Raw genomic sequence first — 13,815 nt, forward strand, 5'->3', positions numbered from 1 at the left:
ATTGCATATATTACTATATTATTTCTTTTAAATAGAATTATTTATCCATGTAAAAAAGCTTAATGCTTAAGGAGGTATAATATGAAAGACGAACCATTACGTCAGAAATCCAAACTCAAAAGAGGCCAGTACACATTAATTGAACAGGAACAAGAAATATTGAATGACGAAAAATATCGGATCCTTTTTGAAAATACCTTCGAAGCTTATATGGTGATTCAAAACCAGGAAATTAAAGTAGCAAACCCAATGGCTCAGGAATTAACCGGTTATAGCGTCAAAGAACTCCTATCGATGTCCATCCCTGATTTGATAAGTCCGGAAGACAACATCAGTATGATCGTCTTTTATAAAAAACGATTAATGGATGAAAAAGAACATGGAAAACAGGAATTTCGAATTGTCAGAAAAGATGGCGTGATGCGATGGGTAGAATTCAATGCCATTAAAATATTATGGAATGACCAGCCAGCGACCTTAAACTATATCATTGACATAACGGATCGGAAAAAAGCCGAGAAAGAATCATTAGTTTTGAGTTATTTGGATGAGCTCACCGGAGTATATAATAAAAATTTCTACGAACAGGAATTAACGCGGTTAAACACAGAAAATAAAATCGCTGTAACGCTGATCCTTGCTCGGGTAAAGGGCCTGAAAGTGACAAATGATACCTTCGGGTACGAAATGGGTGATCAGCTGTTAATAACCACTGCAAAAATCATGAAAAATGAATCCAGAGCAGTAGATAGGGTGGCAAGAATCGGTGCAGATGAATTTGTGCTGTTACTGCAGGAAACAAATTCGGTGGTTGCAGAGTTAGTTGTTAATCGCATGAGAGAAGCCATTGATAAAACTAAACTTGATAGGATAATCTTATCAGTATCATTTGGATGGGCGACAAAAAATCATCCGGATGAGCAGCTGGAAAAATTATTCACGGAAGCGCAAAAGATGCTGTATGCTGGAAATATATAAGATAAAATTTTTATAAAAACAGTTTTATGATAGAATAACACTAGATAAAAAAGAAGTGAGGAATGATTTTTGGCAAACTATAAAACAGGCATTGAGACAAAAGAGAAGATATATAAAACAGCAAAAAAATTATTTTATGAAAATGGTTATGTCAAAACAACCCTTTCAGAAATTGCAAAAGAGTCTGAGACCAATAAGGCCATGGTAGCTTATTATTTTAAAAATAAAAACAACCTGGCGATAGAGGTATATAATGAATATATGGTATTCAATAAAGTAAAATTACAAAATGCCATTAATGAACACTTCCCGGGATGTAATCATGTATTGAAAACGGCGATCGAATATCGGGTTCAAAACCGGAATTTCAGATTGAATCGGCAGTTGAACCGGTTTTACTATGAACTTTGCGAGTCGAATGTTTTTATGAAAACAGAAAGCGCATCCATTGGATTTGTGGAAAATATTAATCGGGCCTATAAGCTGGGCCTTGATCGCATAACCGTAAAAGCGTTAGCTTTAGCCAATCTTGCCACGGTTCATGGACTTCATGTGGCTCGAAGCGAAGGATATCTTGATTGCTCCAGTGAATATTTAGCTGAAATGGAAGTACGCTTGTTGTTTCAGAGTTTGCGTTTTGATAATAATTTTATTGATCAGTGTATCGAGGAATCACGTCACATGATTGAAAAAATAGACCTCCAGGTTGGCAAAGACTTCACTGTGAAATAAAAAAACGGCTCAGTGCTCTGAGCCGTTTTTTTTATGTAATTAGCACATCATCATGAGCATACCGAAGAGCATATCTTCGTACTGCTGCATTTTTGCACCAATAACCCCATCAAGATCCGGTCTTGGTGCAGGGTTTGTTTTTTTGAATTCATCATAGGGAGTATAATATTTGCTTTTGAATTCAGGAATATCCTTAAGCACATGATCAATGGAATTTTCCCTGGGATTCGTCCATACTTTTTCACCGGCATTATCATATTTTCCATTATCGCGAACATATTCAAGAACAGCCAGATAATTATCAGGATTGATGGTATTGAGCGAACAGGGACTTTTATCAAAATTAAACCAATAATTGCCTCCCGGAGCAAGAATATCGATAAGTTCCTTGGCTTTGTCAACGCATTGTTCTTTGGTAGCCGTTTTGAGATAGGAAATAGGATAGAAACCGGAAATAATATGTTTTTTACCCAACTTTTCCTTAACCAGTTTAGGGTCCCCATATTCAAAATAGAAACGGGTGCCCTGGGGTAATTCGTATAAATAATCCAAGTAACGCATCCAATTATCCTCACAGAAAATAAGACAGGTTTGGCCTTTTTCAGCTAAAGCATGTACCAGCTTGTAGAAAGTTGGCCAGTAGTATTTTTCAAAATCCTTGGTTCGTAAGTAGGTTCCCATATGAAGAGCAATAAAGTTTGCCCCTAAAGGCGATGGATTCATAGGCGTTCCTTTTTTTATGGATAATGGTAAAATGGCTTCGCAAGCTGCAATGATTTTTTCAGGACATCGCTTGATGTCCATGGAGATGCCTTTAAATCCCCGGGGAAAATCCGATAAAAAGTCGAACGGTGTGGTTACACCGGTGCTTGAACCTGGTGGCGCCACAAAGAAACCATGTTTGTCAATGAGTTCACGATCCATGGCACCATAGAATTCAACGTAGTCGTAATACGCTTTCATGGCCTTTGCAAGAACCATGGATCGGTGAATAGGGTCCGTATTAAGGGCCGGATACAACCGGGGAAAGATTTTTTCCATTAGACAGTCATAGGGATTTTTAATAAAATCATCGTAATCTTCAGGAAGCATTCCGGAAATCTCGGGATGTTGGATAGTCCCACTCGATCCCATCACGAAAGATTTGGATTCAAGCAAGTGGAAATGGGCCGGATGTCGTGAAAAGCTGGCAGGGTAAGTATCAGAGCAGGTGATCGCAAATGATTTTTCGTAGATTCCTTTCATTCCTTCACGATCCCATTGGGTCTTACCTAAATCTTTTCCTGAGTAGGCAATCATTAACTCAACAGGAAGGGCAGCACTGATGGGAATGCGTTTAGGAATGGTACCGGTATATAAATCAGTAAACAGTTGGGTACGTTCTTCTTTTAGAATTTCAATATTATCTTTCATTATGCTCCTTCATTAAAATCATTTTATGCTAACGTATTAATTTTATTTGAGAATATTAAACACGGTTAATTTATCTTCAGTATAAAACTAAATTAATGAAATGTCAACGTTTATCATAATAAATATTAAAATTTACGAAAAACATAATAATTTTATTTTATAAAGCCTATAAAAAGGCATTTTATAATGACAATAAGATTGACGATTATATATTTTATTGTAAAAATGAAAATAAATAGTGACAGTTCAGCAAATGGGTGTTATGATTGGATAAAGTTAAACGCGGTTATTATTAAACGTGGTTATATTATCAGGAGAAAATTGAGAAGCTTTTCCGGAGAATAACCCAAAAATCATTACTTTAAAGGAGTCAAAGTTATGAGTGAACAAAAGAATGGTAATCTATGGGTTAAAGTAGCATCCTTGTCAGTTGCGCTACTCATGTATACAACCAGTATGACAACCCCGGCATTGGCAGAAATTGCCAAAGCATTTCCAGCAGCGGCACCGGAAACAATTAAACTGTTATCCACCATTCCTTCTTTGATGATGGTATTTTTTTCCTTAATTGCCGGTAAAATGACTCAATATATGAGTATTAAAAAGGTAATTACCATTGCTATGATTCTTATCTTTGTTGGCGGTATTCCATCCGCATTTATTGGCGATTTGAATTTTATGATCTTTACCCGGGTAATTTTTGGCGCCGGTTACGGCATGATCTTTCCGATGGCCTCTGCCATCATTGCAGCTTTATTTACTGGCCCGGAAGGTAATAAAATGATGGGAATTAAAAGTGCCGTTGGCGCTGCCGCGGGAATGGTATTCCAAATGATGGGCGGCTTATTGGCCGGTTATAACTGGAGATTTTCTTTCCTGGGATTTTTACTGGTTATTCCTATTGCTGCTATTATTTGGTTTAAACTTCCAGATGCCGGTGTTGTAAAGCATGAAAAAGTTGAAACTCAAGGAATAAAAGAAAAGAAGTTAACAACACTGACCTTTGTTTTGGCTATTGCCTGTGCCTTGGTCAATATTGTTCAGTTTAGCTTCATGACCAATTTAGCCATGATTATGAATGCCGACAAAATTGGAAACGCAGCCCAATCGGCGACGGTACTCACCGTTTTCACCGCCGGCGCCTTTGCGTTTGGTCTTTTATATGGAAACACCTCAAAGTATCTCAAACAATATAGTGCTTCATTCGGTGCATTATTTGTGGGGCTATCCTTCATTATACTAATAGCTGCAAATAGTATGACAATGCTCATGGTTGGGGCAGCAATTTTTGGTATTGGTTTTGGAACCTTCAATCCTGCCGTTACAATAGCAGTTGCAGGCAGTGCGGTTAAGCCAAAATACGCGGCTCTCGCCATTTCAGTCTATATTGCCGGAACAGGGCTGGGTCAATTCTTTTCACCCTATATTCTGAAATTCCTGCGCGGTGCACTAAACTTAACCTCAACTCGAGCAGATTGGCAAATTGCCGCAGTGGTCCTAATCACTGGGAGTATTATTTCAATGATATTCGTTGCGCTTAACAGCAGAAAGAATGTTTTAGTCAAAGAAATACAATAAATCCTTTTGTAAATAATTTGAGTAAAATAAAAAAAACAGGAGCAACGACAAATTTGTAATTGCTCTTGTTTTTTATGTGTTTATAAATGTAGAGGCGGGTAGTACCCGCCCGCAACGTTATGGAAAAATAAATAGTTTATTAATAAAATAATACAGGTTGACATTATTAAATTAGTTTGAGATAATGAATTTACAATTTAATAGTACAAATGCAACGGAGTATTTGTATAAAAGCAACGGAGCTTCCATGTGATTATCCAGTAAAAAGGGTAATGACATGGAAGTTTTTTGTTTTTTATTGTAAAGGTTACAAAATATGGATTCAAAAGGAGACTGAAATGAGTAGTTTATTGAAAAACAAGGATATAAAAATATCTTTTGATGTACCTGATGGTTATTTTATGGCGATTGATTTCGAACAAGACATTTTTGATTGCGAAAAATGTGATTATAAATATTCCGAAGAAATCTATGAAGAATTAAAAATAGCCTAAATGATCTTGTATTTTCCATAGCAACGCAGCTTCGGTTTTTTATTGAAGTGTTAATAGCACAGGTTAATGTGATGTGGAAAAATAAATATCGTTTATTAATAAAATAATACAGGTTGACATTATTAAACTAATTTGAGATAATGAGCCCACAATTTAATAATACAAATGCAACGGAGTATTTGTATAAAAGCGACGAAGCTTCCATGTGATTATCCAGTAAAAGGGGTAATGACATGGAAGTTTTTTGTTTTTTTATTGTAAAGGGTTGCAAGATAGAGGGCAAATGAAACATAAAACACACGATTAAAAGTTACGATAAGATTTTGAATAAAATACCAGGAATAATTCTTGTGGATAAGGATGGCATTGTAATGAATTGTGTAAAGGTCAAAAAATGTGAAAAATATGGACATTGAAATAATTAAATCGCCCTCTGAAGGGGTTATAAAAATGCTGAAAAGTCGCTTGTTTTCAAAAGATTTCCTGGAGAATGATGAATTTGATACCGTTGGATTGGTACAGGGAAAACTCGTGGAAATGTTTGTGGCAACTGATATTGCTGAAAAAACAGCAGCGGTAGAAGTTTTTGAGGTCAAAGGTATATGTCCTCAGCATTTTACTATGATTGCTGTACTGGGTGATGTTGCATCAGTAAATGAAGCCTTGAATAATATAGTTAAAGAGTTCAAAGAGAGAGTGAGTATTAAATGAAGATTGGACGGGTTGTAGACAGTATCTGGTGCACAAGAAAAGAAGATGCGCTAAGAGGATTAAAATTCCTGAGAGTAAAACTATTGAATCGTGAAAAAGAATCTGAAAATGGTGAGATTGTCGTTGCTACGGATTTAATCGGAGCTGGAATCGGCGAACTGGTATTAATTACGAATGGAAGTGCGGCAAGAAGGTCAGAAGGATTAGAAAAAGCACCGGTTGACTGCATTATCATCGGTATTATCGATGAAAAAAGCGAAAGCGAAGGTGATATGTATGAATAGTGAATATGTTAATCGGATCACGGAAGCAGGTGTAGTCGGCGCCGGAGGTGCGGGTTTTCCAACACATGTGAAACTGGCCGCGAAAGCCGAATATATAATTGTAAATGCAGCAGAGTGCGAACCCTTAATCCGGGTCGACCAGGAATTATTGCTTCACTACAGCAACGATATTTTGGAAGGATTAACCGGCATCATCCAGGAAACCGGGGCTAAAAAGGGTTATATTGCCATTAAAGCGAAACATACAGAAGCAATCGATTGTTTAAAAGAACAATTGAAGCACTATGAGAGTATTGAGCTTTTCCTGCTTGAAGATTTTTATCCGGCCGGTGATGAACAAATAACGGTATATGAGGTTTTGAAAAGAGTGGTACCAAAAGGTGGAATCCCGCTAAATGTTGGCTGCATCGTATGTAATGTGGAAACGGTTTTAAATGTTAATAATGCTGCCAGAGGAAAAATGGTTACAACCACCTATGTAACGATTACTGGGGATGTAAAAACCCCCGCAACATTTTGCCTGCCAATCGGAATGAGTTATAAAGAAGCCCTGGAGTTATGCGGCGTAGAAACGTGGGATGGAAAAGTTGGAATTGACGGCGGTCCGATGATGGGAAAGGTCATTGCAGATTTTGAAATGCCAATTACGAAAACGACCAAGGCAATTATCCTTTTAGATCAGGATTCGGCACTAATTCAAAAGAAAACCAAAGGGATCGAACAGGTATTAAAACAATCAAGAATCGCCTGCATACAATGTCAAAAGTGTACCGATCTATGTCCCCGGGATTTGCTTGGTCATAATGTCAAACCCCATTTAGTTATGCGCATTGCAAACTATGGCTTATCCGATTTTGGGGGCATGAAAACAGCATTGAGTTGTTCCGAGTGTGGAGCCTGTGAATTATATGCCTGTCCAAACGGATTGTCGCCAAGAAAAGTCAATGCCATGATTAAACAGCAGCTTAGCGAGGCAGGGATAAAGATTGATAAAGAAGAGGAACAAAAATCCCCATCGGATATGATAGCTTATCGGAAAATACCGGTTAAACGGCTGATCGAAAGACTGGGGTTAAAAAAATACGATGTGAGTGCACCATTGAAAAGTTTTGAGTGCAATGTGAAAAAAGTCGTGATCCCGCTTAAACAGCATATCGGAGCATTGGCCAGGCCAGTGGTGGAAAAAGGGATGATGGTCAGTGAAGGGACACTCATCGGCGAAATAGCAAATGGGAAACTGGGTGCGTGTATTCATGCCAGTATTTCAGGAATAATTACAGCGGTTGCCAATGAATCCATCACAATTGAAACACGAGAGGATAGGATATGATAAATGCAATTGGTTTTATAGAACTTAACAGTATCGCAAAAGGCATTGAAGTAGCAGATCATATGCTGAAAGTCGCCAATGTACAGCTGATGTTTTCAACAGCAACTTGTCCAGGGAAATATATTACCTTAATATATGGCGACGTCGGCTCTGTGGAAAATTCAATAAAAGCGGCAAAGCTTTTGGGCGGGGAATTCATTATTGATGATTTGATGATTCCAAATGTCGATGAGCAAATTTTTCCGGCTATTACCGGCTCCAGTAATGTGGAGAAAATAGGCGCGATTGGTGTTATCGAAAGTCTGGCCATGGCATCACTGATTGTGGCCGCAGATACCTGTGTGAAAGCATCCGGCGTGCAGCTGGTTGAATTGAGGCTGGGTTCCGGCATCGGCGGTAAATCCTATTTGGTCATGACCGGAGATGTTTCAGAGGTCGATGCATCCATGGAAGCCGGGGTTGCCGTTATCAAAGAAAGTGGGAATATTGTCTATTACACAGTTATTCCATCGCCGCATAAGGACTTTAAAAGTACTTTATTATAAAGCGAATACTAAAAAGAAAGTTAATCTAATATTTTCACAGTAGAAAGGACATAAAAATGAATAATATTGAACAGATAGTGAAGAATCAAGTTTTGGATTTAAATATTTCTGAAGAGCTAATAGCCCAGATTGTAAATGAAGTAATGGCGGCACTGATAACGGATGACAAACAATTAAAAAAAGTCGCTGAGCCTGACCGGATCAGACTCATCCGGGGAAACAGTGTGATTTTTGAGAATTTCGATACAGGAAATCCGGATGATAAGGTTACTTTTAAAGAAATACTTTCCATTGAGGAATGTCCAAATATGGCAACCGGTTTTTTGAAAATTGAAAAGTCCTCATTTGACTGGTATTTAGGTTACGACGAGTTGGATTACATCGTAGACGGAACATTGGAGATAACCTATGACGGGAAAAAATTTACCGGTCATGCCGGCGATGTTATCTTTATTCCAAAGGAAACCGCCGTTACATTCAGTTCACCGAATCACTGTAAATTTTTCTTTGCGGCATATCCGGCCAATTGGCAGGATTTATGCGAAGATAAGAAATCAAATTAAGAGGATTAACAAAGGTTTTTGATGATAATTATTGTAGCTGGTCATGTACATCATGACGAATAGATGCAGCCGGAATACATGTGGTGCATCCGGGAACGATAATTCTCTTTAAAATAAGAGTCAGTCAATACGCTGAAAAAATAAGAAAATATGCAGGAGGAAAAAATGAGTACAACAGACGCATTGGGAATGATTGAAACAAAAGGTTTAGTGGGAGCGATTGAAGCTGCCGACGCGATGGTTAAAGCGGCAAATGTAAGATTAATCGGAAAAGAGCAAATCGGCAGTGGCCTGGTAACAGTGATGGTCAGAGGTGATGTGGGCGCCGTGAAAGCCGCAACGGATGCAGGGGCAGCCGCTGCCTCAAGAGTCGGCATGCTGATATCGGTACATGTTATTGCAAGACCGCATGAAGATGTTGCGATGATGTTACTATCAGAAGCCAACTAAAGAGAAACTAAAAATTAAGAAATGAATAGAAATTACGGTTAAAGTGTTGACAATATAATAATTATTTAATATGATTATTATATTGTCGGCGTTCTAACTAACTTAGGAGAGTTCGAGAATGAATGAAGATGTCCAAAGAGTGATCCAGGAATACGTTCCGGGAAAACAGGTTACGTTAGCGCATATTATTGTAAATCCTGATAATAGCATCTATAAAAAATTAGGATTGGAAGAGAATCGCAATTCGATTGGAATCCTGACAATTACACCCAGTGAAGCAGCCATCATCGCAGCGGATGTTGCGGTAAAATCAGGGGATGTTTCCATCGGCTATGTGGATCGCTTTAACGGTTCCCTTGTGATTGAAGGGGACGTCGGTTCAGTGGAAGCATCCGTAGAAAGCGTTCTGCAGACCTTGTCTCAGTTACAGGGTATGTCAATCCCAAAGGTAACCCGATCTTGAGGTTGACCCAATGAAAAAAGTCATGTTTATCGGGCCATCAGGAAGCGGTAAGACAACCCTATATCAACGCTTGGGGTCTTATGATATCGCTTACGACAAAACCCAGGTTATCGAATTTCATAATAATATCATCGATACACCCGGAGAATATCTGGAAAATCGCGGGTACTATTCAGCGCTGCAGGTGACTTCGGTGGAAGCGGATGTGGTGGCACTGGTAATGGACTGTAAAAGCAGGTCTAATGTGTTTCCCCCGGGTTTTGCAAGAATGTTTATTAAACCAATCATTGGCATCGTCACTAAAATTGATCTAATACTGGATGAAAAGGATTACAGTTATGCAGAAGATTCGTTAAGGTTATCAGGGGTCAATGAAATATTTAAAATTTCATCATTGAAAAATAAAAAGATTGCAGAGTTAAGAAAATTTCTTGAGTGGAGTTGAGGCTAGTTATGAGAATTATCGTTGTAGAAGATGAACCGGTAACCCGTATGGATATCCGGTTTATACTCGAAGATGCCGGATTTGAAGTTCTGGGTGAAGGGAAAGATGGTTTTGATGCCATCAATTTATGCAGAAGCCATCATCCGGATATGGTGCTGATGGATATTAATATGCCTAATTTAGATGGAATCAGTGCTGCCAAAATAATCCGTCGGGACAAACTGTGCAAGTGCGTTGTTTTTCTGACGGCATATTCCGATGACATATTTATTGAGGGGGCTAAAAAAAGCGGCGCATTTGGTTATGTTGTCAAACCAATTGATGAGAAGAATTTGGTGCCGGCATTAAAAATATCCTATGCAAAAGCCCTTGAGGCAGAAAAAACTGAGCAAAAACTTGATGACGTCACCAAAAGATTGGAAGAGCGCAAAATAATTGAGAAGGCAAAAGGATTTTTAATGCAATCCGAGGGTCTTGATGAGGACAGCGCCTATAAAAAAATCAGAACACTGAGTATGGAAAAAGGCTGTTCACTCCGGGTTATCAGCGAAATGATGCTTTTACAGGCACAAAAAGGCGAAAAGAAATGACTTACAAATGCGACCGAGAATTTATAATAAAGCAATGCAAAGAGTTTACGCTACTAAACAACGATGAAATCGAAGCAATAATCGACGTGGCTAAAATTCTGCCGTATTTTAACGAAGGATTTGACCGAGAAACGTTTATTGATATAAAGGTACATGATAAAGATCTGGCAGTGGTAGTTGCAGAATCATATAAAAAAAGGCGATCAATATATGTCGACTCATTTTTAGGCGAAATTATTTACCGTGACAATGAACCCGCCGTATTTCGATCCTTTGATCTGGGTGTAACCACAAAAGACATTATCGGCGTGAGTTTTGACCGAAATAAGAAGAAGATATGGACAAAACAAACGGTTGTACCGATCATGCATAATGACAACGTCGTGGCCACACTAATCCTTGAGCGAATACTGGATTTGAAATTGACCGTGGTACCAAGTGCGCCATTGCAGCAATCCTCCGAAAATGAAAAAATTGACGAGGTGTGGCGTTCGATTTTCAGTACAAGCAATGAAAATGAAGCTTTGCAATTGCGCGAAGGTATTTTAATATTTGACGAAACCGGCCATTTAAAATATTTTAATCAGCGTGCGGTTAAAATATATCAAAAACTAGGCTATAAATCCATTGAAAATCAGCATTTTGATAATCTGAACTACTCAACAAAGAATTTTGACGATATTCTTTTGAATATCCAGGGGACCTTTAGCAATGACGATCATAACCATATCATTATTGAAAAAAGTTATGATGGAAAAGTGGCAATTGGCGATAAATTTTATCGCATTCACATCATTATCCGTAAAAAAAAGACGGTTGATGTGATTGTGTTTATTGATGATATCACAGATTTAAGAAAATACGAAAAAGAGGTGAACAGCTACTTGGTGAGTTCACACGAAATTCATCATCGTATTAAAAACAACCTGCAAACGGTGGCTTCACTGCTGCGGCTTCAAAGTCGGAGTGCTGAGGATCCCGCGGTTAAGACCATCCTAAGTGACAGCATTAACCGGATCATGAGTATTGCGGTGACCCATGAACTATTGGAAAAAAAGTCGAATAATCAGGTTTCGGTACAAGAAGTGCTTGACAAAATAAAACAAAACATGATATCATTCGTCGCAACAGCTAATAAAGAAATTGAAATATCTGTTAAGGGCACTGACTTTTATGTTGACAGCGAAAAATCGACGATTATTGCATTGATTGTCAACGAATTGATTCAAAACTCACTGAAGTATGCATTTCCCAATGGGGATGCCGGTCACATCGAAGTGACAACCGCAAGTGATGGAAAAATCAAGATGATCGAAGTAAAGGACAACGGCGTCGGGTACAAATCCGGAGAGAAAAGAAAAAATGGTCTGGGACTCAACATCGTCAAGGCTTACGTTTATGAAAAACTGTTTGGTAAGTTAATTATTGAAACAGGTGATGAAGGTACCACTACTTCATTTGCATTTAAATTATAAATTATAAATTATAAATTAATATTATAAATTGCGATGATGCAATTTTATTAGGCGACGTAGCTTAAAGTTTAAATATCTAGCATTAGATGTTTAAAGTTTAAGCTATTTTTTTATTAAACTCATTAAAAAAAAAGCAATACAGAAATTTGCACTTAAAAATTTAAACCATTACATTGCAATGAAGCAAGGTAAATAAGCGACGCAGCTTAAAGTATAAACATCGATTAATCGATGGTTATAAGTTAAACTGCGTCGCATTTTTTTTAAGGTAATAGCCTAAGGTGATTTAAAAAATTGTACGGGAACTTAGAGGTGGAAAAATTATGGAAAGTTTTAAAAGACAGGAGATTCTCAGTGTCGGAATCGATATTGGGACATCGACGACGCAGTTGGTATTTACCAAGATACTGCTTGAAAATATGGCGTCAAGTTTTAATATCGCGCGGATTGAAATTATTGGCAAAAGAATCGTCCATCGAAGTGAAATATATTTTACCCCATTAACTTCAGATGATCGTATTGACATGAGTGAAGTCATGAAAATAATTGATGGAGAATTTGCCAATGCAGCGATTGAAAAAAATGATATTGACATCGGCGCCGTTATTATTACCGGAGAAACAGCCAGGCGCGCCAATGCCAGTGAAGTTTTACATAAACTCAGTGGTTATGCCGGGGATTTTGTTGTGGCAACGGCCGGGCCGGTGTTAGAAAGTATCATTTCCGGTAAGGGGGCCGGATCGGACAAGATTTCTAAAGAATGTAATGCGGTTGTAGCAAACATTGATGTCGGAGGAGGAACCTCCAATGTAGTCCTTTTTGATCACGGAGATACAGTTGCCACAGGATGTCTGGATATTGGCGGTCGTTTAGTAAAAATGGATAAACAGGGAAAAATTATCTACATCAATGAAAAAATAAAACAAATTATTAAAGCTGAAACGCTCAATATTGAGCTGGGTCAGATGGCAAATGAAGAAAGTTTATCAAAATTGGCAAAAATAATGGTGCATCAACTCGAAACGGTGGTGGGGATCAAAGCTAAAGATCAATATTACGATATGATGCTTACGATTGAGGATATGCAAATAAAAAAACCGGTCCAGTATCTTACCTTTTCTGGAGGCGTCGCAGATATTGTTTACCATTACGACGAAAAAGAAAATGTTTTCAAATACCAGGATATGGGAATTATTTTAGGCCGTGAAATCCGGCGATCGGAATTGTTCACAAAATTAGAGGTGAAAGATGCTGAAGAAACCATTCGCGCGACAGTCGTTGGTGCCGGTTCACACACCACCGATATTAGCGGCAGTACAGTGACCTACGACAAATCAGCCTTGCCATTAAAAAACATTCCGGTTGCGAAAATAGAATTTACCGATAAAAGCATTATCTCTGAAATCGCAGATGAAGTAGGAAAGCGCATTGACTGGTTTAAGCTGGAAGATGAATTTCAAAAAGTTGCGATTGCCTTTGAAGGCATCGGTTCACCGTCGTTTAAGCAAATAGAAATGTGTGCAGAACAATTGATCAAAGGTCTGGAGGCGCTGATAAAACATAATTATCCCATTATTATTGTTGCGGAAAAGGATATTGCTAAAGTATTGGGACAAACAATTAAGCGACTGTTGAATAATGACCATCCGGTTATCTGTATCGATAGCGTTGTCGTCAGTGATGGCGATTATATCGATATTGGCAATCCGATTGCCGGGGGGATGGTATTGCCGGTTGTTGTAAAAACATTGATTTTTAAATAGT

At 38.2% G+C, this 13,815-nt stretch carries 16 protein-coding genes; 15 read left to right on the forward strand and 1 reads right to left on the reverse strand.

The features are described 5' to 3' along the window. Positions 1-81: 81 nt before the first annotated feature. The gene (locus AKG39_RS05980; RefSeq protein ID WP_050739467.1) at positions 82-978 is read left to right on the forward strand and encodes a sensor domain-containing diguanylate cyclase; all 897 of its coding nucleotides are present in this window, start codon (positions 82-84) and stop codon (positions 976-978) included. Between the two features lie 69 nt (positions 979-1,047). Continuing rightward, positions 1,048-1,710 carry a TetR/AcrR family transcriptional regulator gene (locus tag AKG39_RS05985; protein ID WP_050739468.1) on the forward strand — a complete coding sequence of 221 codons (663 nt, stop codon included), beginning with the start codon at positions 1,048-1,050 and terminating at the stop codon, positions 1,708-1,710. Between the two features lie 39 nt (positions 1,711-1,749). Here the strand turns inward: AKG39_RS05985 and AKG39_RS05990 are convergent, their stop codons facing one another. Then, positions 1,750-3,123 (reverse strand): uroporphyrinogen decarboxylase/cobalamine-independent methonine synthase family protein, encoded by a 1,374-nt coding sequence (locus AKG39_RS05990; RefSeq protein WP_050739469.1) that lies wholly within the window; start codon positions 3,121-3,123, stop codon positions 1,750-1,752. 378 nt (positions 3,124-3,501) lie between these two features. Between AKG39_RS05990 and AKG39_RS05995 the strand changes: the two genes are divergently transcribed. The 13 genes from AKG39_RS05995 to eutA all read left to right on the forward strand — a co-directional run bounded on the left by AKG39_RS05995 (position 3,502) and on the right by eutA (position 13,814). After that, a complete protein-coding gene (locus tag AKG39_RS05995; RefSeq protein WP_050739470.1) occupies positions 3,502-4,701 on the forward strand; it encodes an MFS transporter in 1,200 nt (399 codons plus the stop codon). Between the two features lie 338 nt (positions 4,702-5,039). Then, positions 5,040-5,195, forward strand: a complete 156-nt coding sequence (locus AKG39_RS19990) for a hypothetical protein (RefSeq protein WP_160316154.1) — start codon at positions 5,040-5,042, stop codon at positions 5,193-5,195. Between the two features lie 405 nt (positions 5,196-5,600). Then, positions 5,601-5,906, forward strand: a complete 306-nt coding sequence (locus AKG39_RS06000; protein WP_050739542.1) for a BMC domain-containing protein — start codon at positions 5,601-5,603, stop codon at positions 5,904-5,906. Beyond that, complete coding sequence (locus AKG39_RS06005) at positions 5,903-6,190, forward strand: EutN/CcmL family microcompartment protein (RefSeq protein WP_050739471.1); 288 nt, start codon at positions 5,903-5,905, stop codon at positions 6,188-6,190. The genes AKG39_RS06000 and AKG39_RS06005 overlap by 4 nt, the downstream gene beginning before the upstream one ends. Further along, positions 6,183-7,520, forward strand: a complete 1,338-nt coding sequence (locus AKG39_RS06010) for a 4Fe-4S dicluster domain-containing protein (RefSeq protein WP_050739472.1) — start codon at positions 6,183-6,185, stop codon at positions 7,518-7,520. The genes AKG39_RS06005 and AKG39_RS06010 overlap by 8 nt, the downstream gene beginning before the upstream one ends. Then, a complete protein-coding gene (locus AKG39_RS06015; RefSeq protein WP_050739473.1) occupies positions 7,517-8,065 on the forward strand; it encodes a BMC domain-containing protein in 549 nt (182 codons plus the stop codon). Before AKG39_RS06010 ends, AKG39_RS06015 begins: the two co-directional genes overlap by 4 nt. 56 nt (positions 8,066-8,121) lie before the next feature. Then, positions 8,122-8,628, forward strand: a complete 507-nt coding sequence (locus AKG39_RS06020; RefSeq protein ID WP_050739474.1) for a cupin domain-containing protein — start codon at positions 8,122-8,124, stop codon at positions 8,626-8,628. 165 nt (positions 8,629-8,793) lie between these two features. After that, positions 8,794-9,078 carry a BMC domain-containing protein gene (locus tag AKG39_RS06025; RefSeq protein ID WP_050739475.1) on the forward strand — a complete coding sequence of 95 codons (285 nt, stop codon included), beginning with the start codon at positions 8,794-8,796 and terminating at the stop codon, positions 9,076-9,078. 118 nt (positions 9,079-9,196) lie between these two features. Continuing rightward, positions 9,197-9,541 carry a BMC domain-containing protein gene (locus AKG39_RS06030; protein ID WP_050739476.1) on the forward strand — a complete coding sequence of 115 codons (345 nt, stop codon included), beginning with the start codon at positions 9,197-9,199 and terminating at the stop codon, positions 9,539-9,541. A gap of 10 nt (positions 9,542-9,551) precedes the next feature. Further along, positions 9,552-9,986, forward strand: coding sequence for a EutP/PduV family microcompartment system protein (locus tag AKG39_RS06035; protein ID WP_050739477.1), 435 nt, complete (start codon positions 9,552-9,554; stop codon positions 9,984-9,986). An 8-nt stretch (positions 9,987-9,994) separates the two neighbouring features. Beyond that, on the forward strand, positions 9,995-10,576 hold the full coding sequence (locus AKG39_RS06040; RefSeq protein WP_050739478.1) for an ANTAR domain-containing response regulator: 582 nt from the start codon (positions 9,995-9,997) through the stop codon (positions 10,574-10,576). Then, entirely contained in the window at positions 10,573-12,051 is a 1,479-nt protein-coding gene (locus tag AKG39_RS06045; RefSeq protein ID WP_050739479.1) for a histidine kinase N-terminal domain-containing protein, read from the forward strand. Before AKG39_RS06040 ends, AKG39_RS06045 begins: the two co-directional genes overlap by 4 nt. 323 nt (positions 12,052-12,374) lie before the next feature. Continuing rightward, positions 12,375-13,814 (forward strand): ethanolamine ammonia-lyase reactivating factor EutA, encoded by a 1,440-nt coding sequence (eutA, locus tag AKG39_RS06050; RefSeq protein WP_050739480.1) that lies wholly within the window; start codon positions 12,375-12,377, stop codon positions 13,812-13,814. Position 13,815: the final 1 nt, after the last annotated feature.

Source organism: Acetobacterium bakii (assembly GCF_001263355.1).
In the GTDB taxonomy this organism is placed as follows: domain Bacteria; phylum Bacillota; class Clostridia; order Eubacteriales; family Eubacteriaceae; genus Acetobacterium; species Acetobacterium bakii.

Bases quoted from the DNA above. Each gene is read 5' to 3' on its own strand.
- AKG39_RS05980 (WP_050739467.1), top strand. From the start codon at position 82: ATGAAAGACGAACCATTACGTCAGAAATCCAAACTCAAAAGAGGCCAG.
- AKG39_RS05990 (WP_050739469.1), bottom strand. From the start codon at position 3,123: ATGAAAGATAATATTGAAATTCTAAAAGAAGAACGTACCCAACTGTTT.
- AKG39_RS05995 (WP_050739470.1), top strand. From the start codon at position 3,502: ATGAGTGAACAAAAGAATGGTAATCTATGGGTTAAAGTAGCATCCTTG.
- AKG39_RS19990 (WP_160316154.1), top strand. From the start codon at position 5,040: ATGAGTAGTTTATTGAAAAACAAGGATATAAAAATATCTTTTGATGTA.
- AKG39_RS06000 (WP_050739542.1), top strand. From the start codon at position 5,601: ATGGACATTGAAATAATTAAATCGCCCTCTGAAGGGGTTATAAAAATG.
- AKG39_RS06005 (WP_050739471.1), top strand. From the start codon at position 5,903: ATGAAGATTGGACGGGTTGTAGACAGTATCTGGTGCACAAGAAAAGAA.
- AKG39_RS06010 (WP_050739472.1), top strand. From the start codon at position 6,183: ATGAATAGTGAATATGTTAATCGGATCACGGAAGCAGGTGTAGTCGGC.
- AKG39_RS06015 (WP_050739473.1), top strand. From the start codon at position 7,517: ATGATAAATGCAATTGGTTTTATAGAACTTAACAGTATCGCAAAAGGC.
- AKG39_RS06020 (WP_050739474.1), top strand. From the start codon at position 8,122: ATGAATAATATTGAACAGATAGTGAAGAATCAAGTTTTGGATTTAAAT.
- AKG39_RS06025 (WP_050739475.1), top strand. From the start codon at position 8,794: ATGAGTACAACAGACGCATTGGGAATGATTGAAACAAAAGGTTTAGTG.
- AKG39_RS06030 (WP_050739476.1), top strand. From the start codon at position 9,197: ATGAATGAAGATGTCCAAAGAGTGATCCAGGAATACGTTCCGGGAAAA.
- AKG39_RS06035 (WP_050739477.1), top strand. From the start codon at position 9,552: ATGAAAAAAGTCATGTTTATCGGGCCATCAGGAAGCGGTAAGACAACC.
- AKG39_RS06040 (WP_050739478.1), top strand. From the start codon at position 9,995: ATGAGAATTATCGTTGTAGAAGATGAACCGGTAACCCGTATGGATATC.
- AKG39_RS06045 (WP_050739479.1), top strand. From the start codon at position 10,573: ATGACTTACAAATGCGACCGAGAATTTATAATAAAGCAATGCAAAGAG.
- eutA (WP_050739480.1), top strand. From the start codon at position 12,375: ATGGAAAGTTTTAAAAGACAGGAGATTCTCAGTGTCGGAATCGATATT.